Genomic DNA, 14,908 nt, shown 5'->3' with positions numbered 1-14,908 from the left:
TGACAACCGATGGCTATGACGGCGGACGTTCATGTGCGGGACCTGCGGTACTTCGTCACGGTCGCCGAGGAGCTGCACTTCACGCGCGCGGCCGAGCGGCTGTACGTCTCGCAGCCCGCGCTGAGCAAGCAGATCCGGGCGCTGGAGCGGCAGTTGGGGGTGGAGCTGCTGCGGCGCGACCGGCACGGCGTGGAGCTCACCGCGGCGGGCTCGGCGCTGCTGCCGCACGCCCGGCGGGTGCTGGAGGCGTGGGCGCAGGGTGCGTCCGTGATGGCCGAGACGAGGGCCGAGCAGCGCGGCACCCTGGTCGTGGGCATGAGCAACAGCCCCGGCCGCGGCGGACTGCTGCCCGCGATCCGCTCCCGCTTCACCGCCGCCCACCCCGAGGCAGCGGTCCGGCTGCGCCAGGTGAGCTGGGACGACCCGACCGCGGGCCTGGCGGACGGCGACACGGACATGGCCTTCGTCTGGCTGCCCCTGCCCGGCCAGCACCGCTACGCCTGGACGGTCGTCGCCGAGGAACCCCGCCTGGTCGCCCTCCCCGACACCCACCCCCTCGCCTCCCGCCCCGAGATCGACTTCACGGACCTGGCCGAGGAACCCTTCCTGGCCCTGCCGAAGAGCGCGGGGCCGCTGCGGGATCACTGGCTGGCGGTCGAGGAGCGCGACGGCCGGCTGCCCCGCGTCGGCGCGGAGATCGCCAGCACGGAGGAGACCTACGAGGCCCTGGTCGCGGGGCTGGGTGTGTGCCTGGTCGCGGTGGGCAACGTGCCCCTCATCACGCTGGGCGGGTTGGTGACCCGACCGGTGCGCGGCCTCGCGCCCAGCCGGTATGTGCTGGCCTGGCGGAAGGGCGACCGGCGGCCGTTGGTGCGGGCGTACGCGGAGGCCTGTCGGCGGGTGACGGAGCGGGTACCCGGAATGCCTTTCCGCCCACCGGACATGGCCACCACCAGCCACGATGACACCGGGTGAGCATCCGTCCCACCTATTGGATCTCATCTTCCGGGTCCGCCGACGGGATGTTAGCTTGCCCTCCGCATTGACACGGGGTGCACCGCGCGATGGGGGGCGGTCACAACGGTTCGTGACCAGGGGGAGTTTCAGTGAGTCGTCAAGCGGCTGCCCAGCAGCTCCGTGCCGCCATACCCAGGATCGTCGAGGCGTACCAGGTGGCGCTGGAACGTCTCGGCAGTCCGCTGGTGTCCCGGGAGGACATCTGGCGGCAGTGCCGTCATCAGGCCCAGAACATCGTGGCCGAGTGCGCGCAGGCGCTGGAGGCGGGCAAGCACGCGGAGCCCCCGGGGGTCGGGGAGTACTCGCGGCTGCTCGGGGCCCACCGCGTCGTCCAGCAGGTTCCGGTGTCCGAATCGGTACGGGCGGTGGAGGTCCTCTGGCAGGCCATGCACGGGGCGGTCGCGGAGGCGGTGGGGCTCGTGCGGGCCGAGGAGCGCCTGGCGGCGACGCAGACGGTGAGCACCGCCTTCCGGGCCTCGACCGGGAGCCGTCTGTACCAGGGGATCCGGGGGTACGAGGAGGCCGAGCGGCCGCCCGCCGCCGGCGGGCGGGAGCGGGATCCCGGGGGGCCTTCGGGTATCGCGCAGGCGCAGATCCGCGATCTGCTGACGCTGCGGGAGCGGCAGATCCTGGAGGGGGTGCGGGCGGGGCTGACGAACCGTCTGATCGGCCGCCGGCTGGAGATCAGCGAGGCGACCGTCAAGCGCCATCTGCACAACGCCTACCGCAAGCTGGGCGCCAGTTCCCGGGTTCAGGCCCTCAACAAGGCGTTTCCCGAGCAGGGTTGACCAGTTGGGGTGATCGCTCGGCGGCGCACCCGCCGTGGTTCATCCGGCGGCGAGCACGGCCAGCATCAGCAGGTTCGCGGCGTACTGCGTGGCCATGAACGCCCGGTAGGGGTCCCGCCGTTGCCGCCGGTCGGCGCTGGTCCGCCGGGCGTCGCGCAGCACCCGGGTGACCACCCACACCGCCCCGGCGGCCACCGGCACGGTGCCCGTCAGGGCGAGCGGGGCCCACAGGACCGCGGCCACCGGGCCGGCCACGCCGACCAGTACGGCGCCGGCCACGGCCAGGGACCGCGCCGCCGCCATGCCGTGGACGACCGCGACGGTGCGCCGGCCGCCGGCCGCGTCTCCGCCGGCGTCACCCAGGTCCTTGACGACCGAGCCGACCAGGGCCATCCAGGCCGCCATCACACAGCCGAACACCACGCTCGTCGCGGTCCAGCCGGAGCCGGCCGCTGAGACCCCGGCCGCGTACGAGGCCGCCCCCAGTCCGAAGACGACGGCGGCGCAGCGCGCGCTCGACTCCTTGGCCCGCACCGGAGCGGCCGAGTAGGCCCAGCCGAGCAGCAGGAAGACCACCACCCAGGCGAGCACCCCGCGGCCTGCCTGTGCTCCGAGTGTCAGCGCGGCACCGGCCAGCAGGGCCGTGACGGCCGCGGCGGTGCGGACCGGCAGGTCTCCGCGGGCGATCGGACGCCGAGAGCCGTTGGCGCGGTCCTCCTGAACGTCCGTCACGCCGTTGAGCAGATACGCGCAGGACGCGGCGCACCACCACGCCATCATGCCGAGCAGGGTCCGCCAGGGGGCCTGCGGCAGCTGCACGGCGGACACCGCGCCGACCGCGAACCGCAGCAGAAACACCGCCTGCACCGACGGCCTCGCCTCCGACCAGCACAGACGCGCCGTCTCCAGGGCGTCGGGCCGGCGGAGATCCAGCACGCGAACCGGTCTGGAAACCCTCGGGAAAACACCGGAATCGATCACGGTCGCAGCCTAGGAACGGCCCCGGGCGCATCGCCATACAACCAACGGCGTACGGGGGTGTACATCGGCGTACACCCTCACTGGCCCGTTGGTCGCAATGCGCTGTGACGCCGTGAATTCATGGGGCACGATGGGCCACGCCGCGACCCGGTGAAATGAATCCGGACGCCGAACTCTTCATTCCGAATCCGCCTGGCAGAACCGGCGCGCGCATATTTCACGGAGGCTTTTCAGGTATGAGCACACGCGGGTTTTCACATGAGCACTGAGGAACGGGCCATGGCCGCCAGGAGCATGGCGGCGATCGGTTGCAGCGGGCATTACGACGGGAAACTCGCCCTGTACGACATCACTGTCTCGCAGGCACACGTCGCGATGCTGCTGAGGCAGGAGATCGTGCCCGCGGACGCTGCCGCGGAACTGCACCGCGCCCTGGACGGGCTCAGGGAGCAGATCCGGTCCGGGGCGGATGTTCTCGACCCCGAGGCCGAGGACGTCCATACGGCGATCGAGCAGTATCTGGAGACGCGGATCGGCGCCGACGCGGGCTGGCTGGGGACCGCGCGTGCCCGCAACGACCTCGCGGTGACCGCGCTCCGGCTGTGGATCCGCGACCAGGTCGTCACGCTGAGGTCGAAGATCCTGGCGCTCACGGAGGCGATGCTCGGGCAGGCCGAGAGGCACGCGGCGACCATCATGCCCGGGTTCTCGCATCTGCAGGTCGCGCAGCCCCTGACCTTCGGTCATGTCTGTCTCGCGTATGCGGAGACATTTCTGCGCGATGCCGAGCGGATCTCCTTCGTGCTCGCTCTGCAGGACGAGTGCCCCATGGGATCCGCCGCGCTGGCCGGCACCGGATTCCCGATCGACCGTGTCACCGTGGCGCGGAACCTGGGTTTCCGCCAGCCGACGGCGAACTCCCTGGACAGTGTGGGCGACCGGGGATTCGCCCTCGATTTCCTGAGCGCCGGCGCTTCGGTGGCCCTGAACCTCTCCCGGTTCAGCGCGGAGATCGTCTTCTGGTCCTCGCAACCCGTCGGCCTCATCTCGCTGCCGGACGAACTGGTCAGCGCCTCCTCGGCCATGCCGCACAAGCGGAACCCCGACGCGGCGGAGCTGATTCGCGGAAAGACCGGAAGGGTTCTGGGCAACCTCCATGCGCTGCAGACCGTGGTGAAGGGGCTGCCGCTGAGCTACTTCCGGGATCTGCAGGAGGACAAGGAACCGCTGTTCGACACCGCGGAGACGCTGGCGCTGTCGCTGGACGCCGCTGTCACCATCGCGACCCTGATGCAGCCGAACGCGGACGTGATGCGCTCGGCCGCCGACATCGAGTTCGTCACCTCGGGCGATCTGGCGGACTGGCTGGCGCGTGAGCGGGGTGTGCCGTTCCGCGAGGCACATCATCTCGTGACGGAGCTGGTGCGCCTGTCCGAGAAGGAGAAATGCCCGATCGGCCGGTTGCCGCTCGAACTGCGGCGCGGTGTCGATCCACGCCTGGCCTTCGCCGAATGGCCGGACATCACCGTCGAGGCCTCGGTCGAGTCGCGGGACAGCCAGGGAGGAACGGCGCCGAAGCGGGTCGCCGAGGCCGCCGCCCAACTCCGTTCACGGCTCGCCGAATTCATCGAGTTCGAAACAGACTTTTCCGACCAGGACATTATCAAGCACGAGGGAGAGACCGCGCGATGACCACCCTGCTGGAAAGCCCCGAGCAGTACATGACCACCCCGGGTCTGCAGGAGAACAAGGAGCAGTACTGGCGGGACGGCTACACCGTCCTCCGCGGGCTCTACACGAACGAGGAGATAGCGGCCTACCGGAGCGAGGTCAACCGGCTCTGGAACCTCGACGGCCTCGACGACGACCTCAATCTGCGCACGGAGTTCCGGCGCGGACCCGACGGCCGATACACCTTCGACCGACTCGACCCGGTCCTGGACATCTCCCCGGGGATGACGGACGCGGCGAAGCACCCGGCGCTGCTCGCCGCCCTGGAAACCCTCCTCGACGGCTCGCCCGAGGTCCTCAAGTGCAAGCTGATCCGCAAGGAGCCCGGCACCAACGGCTACATCCCGCACCAGGACTTCCTGTACTGGCGGTGGCTGAACGAGGCCCCGGACAGGCTGTGCACCGCGGTGATCAACCTGTACCCGAGCGATGCGCGCTCCGGCGGGCTCGGCTTCTACCGCGGCACGCACCACGAGCTTCTGCCCGGCCCGGCGGACAACCCCGAGGCGGACTGCGACCCGACCGCGCTGAACGCGTCGACCATCGACGTCCCCGCCCTGGAGGCCGGTGACGTCCTCGTCTTCCACTCGCTCGCCGTGCACTTCAGCGGCCGCAACGCCGCCGAGGTCCCGCGCACGGTACTGCTGCCCTCGTACTGCGCCACCGACGACAGGGGCCTGTACCGGAGGTACTACCAGCGCGAGGTCGTGCGGCGCTGCAAGGAAATGGTCGGCTTCGAGCGCTACTTCGAGCGCAACGCCGATATCTGAGACGACTTCCCGACGCGTTCAAAGGTACGTGATCATGGACATTCTCCTGCTTCATCCGGTTTCGCAGTGGTCGCTGAACCGTGTCGCGGACATCTGCCGGCGTGAGGACTGGCGGCTGACGATCGTGACGATCGAAAGCTCGACGGTCGGGGACGGCACCGCGGGGCTGCACGAGTGGATCCGAGTGCCGGAACTGACGAACTCCGCCGAGGATCTGCTGGCGCAGATCGCCTCGCGCCGGTTCGACGCGGTGGTCGCCGGCAACGAGTTCGCGGTGATCGCGGCGGACGTACTGGCGCGGGAACTCGGCCTGTTCCACAACGACGTGGAAAAGATTCGGGCCTCCCGCGACAAGTCGCTCATGCGGGAGGTCTTCGCCCGGTACGACGTGCCGCAGCCGCGGGTGATCACCCGGCTCTCCTCGCTGGAGGAGAGCCGCGCGTTCGACTGGGAGAGCGTGGCCTTCCCGGTGATCGTGAAGCCGATCGACATGGCCATGAGCCTTTTCGTGCGCAAGTGCCACTCGCGGGACGAGGTCGAGGCCACGCTGGTGAAGATGCTGGACTTCAAGCGCTCGCGTCTCACCAACCTCGCCTATACGGCGGGTGCGCTCGTCGAGGAGTTCGCGGACGGCCCTGAGTTCAGCCTGGAATGCGTCGTGCAGGACGAGAAGGTCGTCGCTCACGCGTTGACGCAGAAGTTTCTGTCAGCGCCCCCGATCTGCCATGAGGTGGGCCATATCTCAGGCAGTGACATCCCCGCGCCGCACCGGCAGGAACTGCTCGGGGCGGCCGAACGCATAGCTGCCGGCTGGGGAATGACGCAGGGTGTGATGCACATCGAGTTCAAGATGGACGACGAGCGGATCAGCGTCATCGAGGCCGCCGCCCGCCCCGTCGGCGGCCATGTGCCGGAGATCGTGGAACTGCAGCACGGACTGCACCTCGAAGAGGCATTCCTGTACGCCCGCGCCGGCCTCGACTGGAAAGCCCCCGAGCCCGGGCCGCGGGGAATCTGGCACGGGATCCGCTTCCACTTCGACGAACGTTCCGAAACGGCCCGGCCCGACCGCGTCGGCGTCGTGCACGACACCCGCAGCGACGACAACGTCGTACCCGGCGCGGAGCACTTCTCGGTGAATCGGCGCAGGGGCCACGCCGTGCTCCGGAGCGATTCGCTGAACGACCTGGACGCATACATCCGCGCGCTCTAGGCAACTCCCCGGCCAGTTCCGGGCTTTGAGTGAAAGGTGTGCTTCGGCAATGGAATCCCCCCAGCAGGTCATTGTGGTGGGCGGTGGTCCCGGGCTCTGCGACCGGCTGCGCGCGTCCGGCGCGGACATCACGCTGGTCGACACCCCGGCACGGTACGACCGGGCGCTGGTCCCGGTTGCCGGGCGCACGGTGCTGACCGAGTACGACGACCCGTCGCTGATCCCGCTGCTGCGGGCGATCCACCGCGACAGACCGTTCACCGCGGTGCTCTCCCTCACCGAGCAGGGACTGCTGCCGGCGGCGCGGATCGCCGAGGCGCTCGGCGTCCCCTGCATGCCGTCGGAGGTCGTCGAGCGGACGCGGGACAAGTTCGCGATGCGGGCCTGGCTGCGGGACAAGGGGTTCTCCACCGTCGCAGGCGCGGCCGTGCGGGACGCCGCCGGCATCCGCGACTTCGCGGCCGAGCACGGATATCCGGTGATCGTGAAGCCGCGGCACGGCCAGGGCAGCGAGAACGTCTCCTGCTTCCGGCGGCCGGAAGAGGTGGCCCTGCCTGCCGAGAACCTCGACGAGTACATCGCCGAGCCGTTCCTGACCGGTCCGGAGTTCTCGGTCGAGGCGTTCAGCTGCGCCGGCGAGCACCATGTGGTCGCGATCACCGGCAAGTTCACCCACGACGAGGACCCGGCGAACCCTTTCGTGGAGGTCGGGCACGTCGTCCCGGCGCCGCTGGCCCCCGAGGCCGCGGCGGCGATCAGGAAGTACGTCGCCGACTTCCTCGACGTCATGGGCATCACCGACGGCGTCAGCCACACCGAGCTGCGGCTGACGCCCTCGGGCCCCGAGGTCATCGAGACGCACACCCGGGTCGGCGGTGACTCCATCGCCACACTCGTCCGCCAGGCCACGGGACACGACCTGCTCGACCTCACCGTCCAGTGGGCCCTGCACCGGGCGGGACCGCGGCAGCCGAAGGACACGGTCCCCGGCGCCGCCGCCATCCGCTTCTTCACTCCGCCGCCGGGAACGGTCACCGCGATCACCGGCGTGCAGCGGTGGCAGGGCCTGCCCGGTGTCCTCAAGTTGCACCTTCCACTGAAGGCCGGGGACCGGATCCCCGCCATCCGGAACTCCCGCTCCCGGGTCGGCTATGTAGTGGCCACGGCCTCGACCTCCGCGCAGGCGGTCGAGCTGTGCCGGGAGGTCGTCGCCGGGGTCCGGATCGACACGGTCTCCGCCTCATGACGACGTACCGGGAGATCTTCGCGATCCGGGAGTTCCGCGTCCTGTTCGTGGTCCGTCTGTTCACCATGACGGGCGTGGTGCTCTCCAGCCTGGCGCTGGGCACGGTGATGTACGAGCAGACGGGGTCTCCGTTCCTGACTGCGGTCTCCCTCTTCGGCGGGCCGCTGGTCCAACTCCTCACCGCGCGCTATCTGCTGGCCACCTCGGACCTGCTGCGCCCGCGCACCGCGATGGTCCTCATGGCGGCCATCGCGACGCTGACCGCGACGCTCCAGTCGCTGCCCGGTCTGAACTGGTGGACGCGCTTTTCGATCCTGGCCGGCGGATACGTGGCGATGGCGGCCACGTCGGGCACCGTCCTCGCGCTGCTGTCGGAGATCGTGCCGAAGGACGCGTACGTGCTGGCCCGGGCCACGATGAACATCACCGTCGGCGGCATGCAGATCATCGGCAACGCCATCGGGGCCGTGCTGCTCGCCGTGGTGTCACCGTCCTGGCTGTTCGCGATCGCCGCCCTGGCCGCCGTCACCGCGGGCGTCACCGCGAGGACGGGACTGTCGGACCGCCCGCCGCGCGCCCGGGGCAAGGTCGTCGAACGCAGCCGCCGTATCAACCGCGAACTGCTCACCTCGCCGACGATCCGTCCCCTCTACCTGATGATGTGGATCCCCAACGGCCTGATCGTCGGATGCGAGGCACTGTTCATCCCGTACGCCAACGGCCACGCCGGATATCTGCTGGCCGCGGGAGCGGTCGGCATGCTCGTCGGCGACATCGTGGTCGGCCGTTTCGTCGCCGAGGCCGTACGGGACAGGCTGATCCTGCCGCTGCGCGTCCTGTTGGCGGCACCGTTCCTGGCGTTCCCGCTGTCACTGCCGACACCGGTGGCGGTGGCCCTGGTCTGCGTCTCCGCCTTCGGCTACGCGGCGTCGCTTCCACTGCAGGAGCGGCTGGTGCGTCTCACCCCCGAGGACATTCGCGGCCAGGCCTTCGGCCTCTCCGGCACCGGCCTGATGGTGGGCCAGGCGCTGGGCGCCCTGCTGGCCGGCGGCCTCGCCCAGCTCCTCGGCGCCACCCGTGCGGTGGGCTGGGCGATGGCCACGATGGCCGTACTGTCGTTGCTGGTCACCTCGCTGCTGCGAAGAGGACTGCGGGGCCGGGCGGCCGAGCGGACCGCCGTCAGCGGTGCGCAGCCCGCCAAGGTCTGACGGCGCCGGGTCTCAGTCGTCCAGGACGACGACGTGCTTGCCCGGCGTGGTGCCGGACTCGACGTCGGCCTGGGCGTCACGGACCTGCCCCAGACCGTGGTAGACCTTCGCAACCGGGACTCTGAGGCGCCCCGCGGCGATGGCCTGGAGCTGGTGGGCGAGGACGTCGGCCGGGAGGTCGGCGGCCTGACCGCCGTAGGACGTCAGCCGCACCCCGCCCGGAATCATGAACGGGGAGAAGTCGGGAATCGTCCACTGGCCCGCCAGGGCTCCCGTGAAGCAGACCGTGCCGTGCCGGCGGACGGTGCGGAGGGTGTCGGCCAGGACCGAGCAGCCCACCAGCTCCAGTACGGCGTCGACACCGTCCGGCATCAGCTCGCGCACCTGGTCGGCGATGGTGCCGTTGTCGCCGAGGGGATGGTCGACGCCCGCGGCCCGCAGTTCGCCTGCCCTCTTTGGGCTGCGGGTGGTGGCCAGCACGGTGGCTCCCAAATCCTTCGCGATCGTGGCCGCGCTCAGCCCGACCGTGGAGGTGCCTCCGCGAATCAGCAGCGTCTGCCCGGCCCGGAGGTCCAGGCCGGTGGTCAGCGATCCGTAGGCGGTCTGGAACATCTCCGGCAGCGCACCGACGACATCCCACGGCAGGCCGGTCTCGAACGGGATGACCTGCGCCGCTGGGACAGTCACGTACTGGGCGTACGCGCCGTCGTACGAGCGGCCCATGCCGCCCATCATCGTGGCCACCTGCTGTCCCGGCCGCAGCCCGCTGTCCTCGTCGGCCAGGTCGACGAGGCCGACGCCCTCGATGCCGGGGATGCGCGGGTAGGTGACCTCCGCGTCCGACTCACCCTTGCGGGTGGTGACCTCGGACTCGTTGACGCCGAACGCCTTCACCTTGATCCGCACCCAGCCGGGCTTGCGGACGGGCACCGGGACGTCCTTGATCTCCAGTGCGTCGAGGCCGCCGGGCCGGGTGACGACGACGGCCCGCATCGTCGCCTGTGCGGCGCCGCCGGCTGCTGTCGGTTGACTCATGTCGAGTTCCTTGTCCTGTTCGCCCCGTGGTGCGCGGTGCCGTATCGCCCGGTGGCCGTCAGGGGCGGTCGATGCCCTCCCACAGGTCGAGCGCCGCCTGGTAGTGGGCATCGGCCTCGAAGGGCGGGTTGCCGACGCTCCCCGAGATGGGCCGGTCCGTGACGGCGGGCCACAGACGGGTCTGCCCGCCGGTGGCGAAGTCGAGCACGACGTCGCGGACACGCGTGTCACGCTCGGCCAGTTCGGGACTGCGGCCCGGCTTCTCCTGACCGACCAGGGCGTACATCTCGGTGCCGTGTACGGCGGGCGCACCCACGGCGGGCCCGATCATCAGGAGATGGGCGTTGCCGCCCGCCGCGGCGTGCGCCAGGGCGCCGCGGGCGGCGGGGAGCGCGAAGAGGTAGTCCGCCATGAGCGCGGCACGGACCTCGGCCGGGGTACGGGCGCCCTGGTCGTGGGCATCGACGATCTTCTTCGCCCGGGAGCGGGGAATGCGCCACCGGACGACCTCGTCGGTGACACGGTCGAGCGTGTGCGGGTCGAAACGGTCGAGATCGTTCGCCACCCACCAGCCCATGTCGTCACTCGCCATGCTCAGCAGCACGTCGACGTCACGGTGGGAGCCCGAGGCCAGGACATCCATGGGGTGGGCGTGCACCACCGCGCCGGGCCGTCCGGTGTGCAGGACGACGCCGGTCGCCTGGTTGTCCACCCCGCCACGGACTCCGAGATCTGTCGGACAGACCTTGCGCAGGGCGGCCATCAGGGAAGCCGCGTCGAGGCCGAGCAGCTTGTCGGGGTTGTCCGCGACGCCGAGTTCGGTGACGAACCGGTGCGCGAGCTCCTCGGCCCACCAGGCCGGGACGATACGAGCGGGCCCGCCGGAGAACCCGGCCAGTCGCCGGTACAGGCCGTTGGCGGAGGAGGCGCCGAGCAGTCCGAAGGTGGAGTAGGCGCCGGCGCTGTGGCCGTAGACCGTGACCTGGTCGGGGTCGCCGCCGAAGTGGGCGATGTTCTGCCTGACCCAGGTCAGCGCGGCGATGACGTCCTGCAGGAAGAGGTTGTCGGCCTCGGCGAGCAGCCCGCCGTACTGCGACAGCGAGAGCGCGCCCAGGGCGCCGAGCCGGTAGTTGATCGACACACTCACCACCCGCCCGGACGCGGCGAGACCGGCGGCGTTCGAGGTGATCTGTGTGTTCGCGCCGTACTCGAATCCGCCGCCGTGGATGTACACGGTCACCGGGAGCGCCTTGCCGGCCGGCTGCTCGGGGGCCCACACGTTCAGGTTCAGGCAGTCCTCCCCCATCCCGCTGTCCGCTTCGAGCCAGTCGCCGCTGTCGGGCTGGACGGAGACGACGCCCTTGCGGTCGTAGGGGCGGTCCGGGTCGAAGACCGCGACCACGGGGCGGCGGTATCGCTCGGCGGTGGCGTACGGGATCCCCCACCAGGACCGGACCCCTGGTGCAGTTGGGGCCTTGGGAGCGGTGGCGGTCATGGCATGTCCTTCCAACGGTGGTTCGGGTATTTTCGCGCGGTGCATCGGCGGCCGGTTGCTCGCGCTGACGTCTCCCAATCGTTTCCTGGGATCCGGCAAAGAGCCCGGTGGGCAGCGGTCACCTGGTGGTCAGCAGGTGACACTTCCCTGCTTCTCTTCTTCACATGGCCCAGGCCGCCGAGGGGAGGCCCGGGCGGCCTGCAGCGGGTCCGGCGAACCCTGGGAAGCCGGCCGAGCAGGCACTGCATGGGAATGCGGCACCGGTGAGCCGCCGTCGAGGTCGAGCCTCAGCGGTGCGGCAGACGACCTGAGGGCCGGGCTCGGTCGACCGTGCTGAAAGCCAGAAGGCCGTGCGCGGCCCGGTGTTCGTCACCCACCGCAGGCCTGACCCCGCAAGGTGGTCGGCCCGCGGACGGTCAGAGATCCGTCAACCGCCGCCGCGCTCCGCTCACGGGTGGTTCGTGGTGTCGGGGGCCGCGAAGGCGGCCGGGGTGAGGCCGGTGCGGTCGCGGAAGAAGCGGCCGAAGTTCGCGGGATCGCTGAAGCCGAGGTGGACGGCCACGGTCCGGGCATCCCACCGGGCACCTCCCAGCAGGCGCCGGGCTTCCAGGAGGCGCCGCTCGTCGATGAGTTCACGCACCCCCTTGCCGGTGGCGTCCCGTGCGGTACGACTGAGGGTGCGGACCGAGCAGCCGAGCAGCTCGGCGTAGTCCGCGGCTTGGTGCAGTTCGCGAAAGTGCAGCTCCAGGGCATCCAGGAAGCGTCCGTACCTGTCGGCACGGCCGGTGTTGGCCGTGGCCGTGCCGGCAGGGACGACGCCCGGGGAGTTGGCCAGGCGCAGCAGCAGCGATTCGAGCAGGCTGCGCCGCAGGGCGTGGTGGACGTCGAGGGGCCGGCGCCCCAGTGCGCGGTGTTCGTCCAGGAGCTGGAGTGCCGTCTGCTGGAGCCAGGCGATGTCGTCGGGGTGCGGGCTCAGCACGGCAGGTGCCTCGTGCGCGGTGAGCGGGGCCAGGAGACGGGCGAGGTCGGGCCGCAGCATGTCCGGTTCGAACAGGATGAACGGGCCTCGGGCCGGGCCGGGAGGATGCCAGCACTGCGCGTGCCCGGGACGCACCCACAGCCACTGGCCGGGGGTGACGGTCCGCGTGACGTAGTCGACGTCGTGCGCCAACTCGCCCTCGGTGACCAGGATCAGGTAGTGGAAGGTGGCACGGCCCGGACGGGGCGGGTTCCACGGCCAGTCGTCGTGCTGGGCGAAGAAGTCCTCGACGGTACTCACCTCAAGGCCGTACGGAGTGCCGACCGGGGGCTGGAAGCCGTACAGCGGAACCGCAGTCGGTCCGGCCTGCCTGCCCGGCCCGGAGTGTCGCTTGTCGACCATCACGTGTCCGCAGCCTACCGCCTTGCCAGTCGGCTCCGACGGAAGGATGGGACGTGCCAACGCGCCCGCGCGGCGCGCCCTCCGCCTCCTTCGATGCCACAGTCCGTCACCACCTGAGAAGGCTCACCACCCATGAACGGATCGGCCCTGCACAAGACCGCCGCCGACTGCGCGGAGGAACTCCCCGGAGCCCGACTGGAGCACCCCTTCGGCCCCGACTGGGAGGTCTACAAGGTGCGCGGCAAGGTGTTCATGCTGATGACAGAGGTCCCGGGGCGTCCCGTCGTGATCCTCAAGGCGGACCCCGGCGACGCCCACGCCCTGCGGGAGCAGTACAGCCACATCACCCCCGGCTACCACATGAACAAGAGGCACTGGATCACCCTGGAGAGCGGAGAAGGCATCGACAGGACGCTGGTCGAGGAGCTCGTCACCGACTCCTACCTGCTCGTCGTCGCCCACCTGCCCAGGGCCGAGCGGCCCGTCGACCCGCGCACCTACGGCACCGGCACACGGGCGGATTCCTACGACCTGGTCGCCGAGCGGCTGCCGCGACGCGAACGCCCCGTGGCTCGATGAGTTCCGCGAGCTTCCCCGCGAGCGGCTGAGCCGACGCCTGTCAGTGCCCCGTGCAAGGCTCGTCATGTCCGCACACGTCCGCACCCCTCCTGTCCGCACACGTCCGCACCCCTCCCCCTACGACCCGAGAGACCGATGGAACCGACCGAAGCGACCCTGCCGCTCTTCGACGAGGAGCCCGCCCGGCCCCTCGCCGACCGCCTGCGCCCCACCCGGCTGGAAGAGGTCGTAGGGCAGGACCACCTCCTGGCCCCGGACGCCCCGCTGGGCCGCATGGTCGCCCAGCAGCGCCTCAGCTCCGCCATCCTGTGGGGCCCGCCCGGCGTCGGGAAAACGACCGTCGCCCGGCTCCTCGCGGACGCCGGCAAGCTGGCCTTCGAACCGGTGTCGGCCACCTTCTCCGGCGTGGCCGATCTGCGCAAGGTCTTCGCCACCGCACGAAGCCGACGCGGTATCGGCCAGGGCACCCTGCTGTTCGTCGACGAGATCCACCGGTTCAACCGTGCCCAGCAGGACAGCTTCCTCCCCTACGTCGAGGACGGCACCGTCACCCTGATCGGCGCCACCACGGAGAACCCGAGCTTCGAGCTCAACGGCGCCCTCCTCTCCCGCACCCAGGTCCTCGTCCTCAAACGCCTCGACGAAGCAGCGCTGTCCACGCTGCTCGACCGTGCCGAGCAGCTCACCGGCCACCGTCTGCCCCTGGACGACGACGCCCGCCGCGCCCTGATCGCCATGGCCGACGGCGACGGCCGCTACCTCCTCAACATGGCCGAACAGCTCCAGGCCCTCCCGGACACCGAGACTCCCCTGGACACCGCCGGGCTCGCCCATCACATCCAGCAGCGGGCCCCTCTTTACGACAAGGCGCAGGAGGGCCACTACAACCTGATCTCCGCGCTGCACAAGTCGATGCGCGGCTCCGATCCGGACGCGGCCCTGTACTGGCTCGCCCGCATGCTCGACGGCGGCGAGGACCCGCTGTTCGTGGCCCGCCGTCTGGTCCGCTTCGCGAACGAGGACATCGGCATGGCCGACCCGCACGCCGTCCAGCAGGCACTCGCCGCCTGGGACGTGTACGAGCGGCTCGGCTCCCCCGAGGGCGAGTTGGCGATCGCCCAGGCCGTCGTCTACCTCGCCACCGCCCCCAAGTCCATCGCCGTCTACCGCGGCCTCAACGCGGCACACCGATCCTCCCGCCACACCGGCTCGCTCATGCCACCCGCCCACATCCTCAACGCCCCGACCCGGCTGATGAAGGACCTCGGCTACGGAAAGGACTACCAGTACGACCCGGACACAACCGCCGGGTTCTCCGGTGACGACTACTTCCCCGACGACATGGACCGCGAGACGTACTACCAGCCCACCCACAACGGCTACGAAGCCCAGATCACCGAGCGCCTGCGCCACTGGACCGCTCTGCGTGCCCGTCGGCAAAGCGGCTGACCGGGCTCTGAACAG

Annotated in this window: 13 protein-coding genes; 9 read left to right on the top strand and 4 right to left on the bottom strand. The window is 70.5% G+C overall.

Going from position 1 to position 14,908, the window contains the following annotated elements:
• Positions 1 to 9: 9 nt before the first annotated feature.
• Both LJ657_RS08405 and LJ657_RS08400 read left to right on the top strand, forming a co-directional pair.
• Positions 10 to 975, top strand: a complete 966-nt coding sequence (locus LJ657_RS08405; protein WP_232647762.1) for a LysR family transcriptional regulator — start codon at positions 10 to 12, stop codon at positions 973 to 975.
• Between the two features lie 131 nt (positions 976 to 1,106).
• Positions 1,107 to 1,805 (top strand): helix-turn-helix transcriptional regulator, encoded by a 699-nt coding sequence (locus LJ657_RS08400; RefSeq protein ID WP_232647761.1) that lies wholly within the window; start codon positions 1,107 to 1,109, stop codon positions 1,803 to 1,805.
• A gap of 39 nt (positions 1,806 to 1,844) precedes the next feature.
• On the opposite strand, the gene LJ657_RS08395 is transcribed toward LJ657_RS08400, so the two are convergent.
• Entirely contained in the window at positions 1,845 to 2,741 is an 897-nt protein-coding gene (locus tag LJ657_RS08395) for a UbiA family prenyltransferase (RefSeq protein WP_232647760.1), read from the bottom strand.
• Positions 2,742 to 3,044: 303 nt separating this feature from the next.
• Here LJ657_RS08395 and argH point away from each other — a divergent pair, with 303 nt between their 5' ends.
• Genes argH through LJ657_RS08370 form a run of 5 tightly spaced genes read left to right on the top strand, consistent with a single transcriptional unit; the run spans position 3,045 to position 8,954 of the window.
• Positions 3,045 to 4,478 carry an argininosuccinate lyase gene (gene argH / locus LJ657_RS08390; protein ID WP_232647759.1) on the top strand — a complete coding sequence of 478 codons (1,434 nt, stop codon included), beginning with the start codon at positions 3,045 to 3,047 and terminating at the stop codon, positions 4,476 to 4,478.
• Positions 4,475 to 5,287 carry a phytanoyl-CoA dioxygenase family protein gene (locus LJ657_RS08385; RefSeq protein ID WP_232647758.1) on the top strand — a complete coding sequence of 271 codons (813 nt, stop codon included), beginning with the start codon at positions 4,475 to 4,477 and terminating at the stop codon, positions 5,285 to 5,287. The genes argH and LJ657_RS08385 overlap by 4 nt, the downstream gene beginning before the upstream one ends.
• Positions 5,288 to 5,321: 34 nt before the next feature.
• A complete protein-coding gene (locus LJ657_RS08380; protein ID WP_232647757.1) occupies positions 5,322 to 6,500 on the top strand; it encodes an ATP-grasp domain-containing protein in 1,179 nt (392 codons plus the stop codon).
• Between the two features lie 49 nt (positions 6,501 to 6,549).
• Positions 6,550 to 7,746, top strand: coding sequence for an ATP-grasp domain-containing protein (locus LJ657_RS08375; protein WP_232647756.1), 1,197 nt, complete (start codon positions 6,550 to 6,552; stop codon positions 7,744 to 7,746).
• Complete coding sequence (locus LJ657_RS08370) at positions 7,743 to 8,954, top strand: MFS transporter (protein ID WP_232647755.1); 1,212 nt, start codon at positions 7,743 to 7,745, stop codon at positions 8,952 to 8,954. The genes LJ657_RS08375 and LJ657_RS08370 overlap by 4 nt, the downstream gene beginning before the upstream one ends.
• Before the next feature lie 12 nt (positions 8,955 to 8,966).
• On the opposite strand, the gene LJ657_RS08365 is transcribed toward LJ657_RS08370, so the two are convergent.
• The 3 genes from LJ657_RS08365 to LJ657_RS08355 all read right to left on the bottom strand — a co-directional run bounded on the left by LJ657_RS08365 (position 8,967) and on the right by LJ657_RS08355 (position 12,868).
• On the bottom strand, positions 8,967 to 9,989 hold the full coding sequence (locus LJ657_RS08365) for an alcohol dehydrogenase catalytic domain-containing protein (protein ID WP_232647754.1): 1,023 nt from the start codon (positions 9,987 to 9,989) through the stop codon (positions 8,967 to 8,969).
• A 58-nt stretch (positions 9,990 to 10,047) separates the two neighbouring features.
• Complete coding sequence (locus tag LJ657_RS08360) at positions 10,048 to 11,484, bottom strand: carboxylesterase family protein (protein ID WP_232647753.1); 1,437 nt, start codon at positions 11,482 to 11,484, stop codon at positions 10,048 to 10,050.
• Positions 11,485 to 11,932: 448 nt separating this feature from the next.
• Positions 11,933 to 12,868: a helix-turn-helix domain-containing protein gene (locus tag LJ657_RS08355; protein WP_232647752.1), complete on the bottom strand. Its 936-nt coding sequence runs from the start codon at positions 12,866 to 12,868 to the stop codon at positions 11,933 to 11,935.
• Positions 12,869 to 12,997: 129 nt separating this feature from the next.
• On the opposite strand from LJ657_RS08355, the gene LJ657_RS08350 reads away from it, so the two are divergent.
• The gene (locus tag LJ657_RS08350; RefSeq protein WP_232647751.1) at positions 12,998 to 13,444 is read left to right on the top strand and encodes an MmcQ/YjbR family DNA-binding protein; all 447 of its coding nucleotides are present in this window, start codon (positions 12,998 to 13,000) and stop codon (positions 13,442 to 13,444) included.
• A gap of 135 nt (positions 13,445 to 13,579) precedes the next feature.
• Complete coding sequence (locus tag LJ657_RS08345) at positions 13,580 to 14,893, top strand: replication-associated recombination protein A (RefSeq protein WP_232647750.1); 1,314 nt, start codon at positions 13,580 to 13,582, stop codon at positions 14,891 to 14,893.
• The last annotated feature ends 15 nt before the right edge of the window (positions 14,894 to 14,908 follow it).

This window comes from Streptomyces guryensis, assembly GCF_021261325.1.
GTDB lineage: Bacteria > Actinomycetota > Actinomycetes > Streptomycetales > Streptomycetaceae > Streptomyces > Streptomyces guryensis.
The sequence above is the reverse complement of the archived record's forward strand: the minus strand, read 5'-3'. Positions and strand labels throughout refer to the sequence as shown.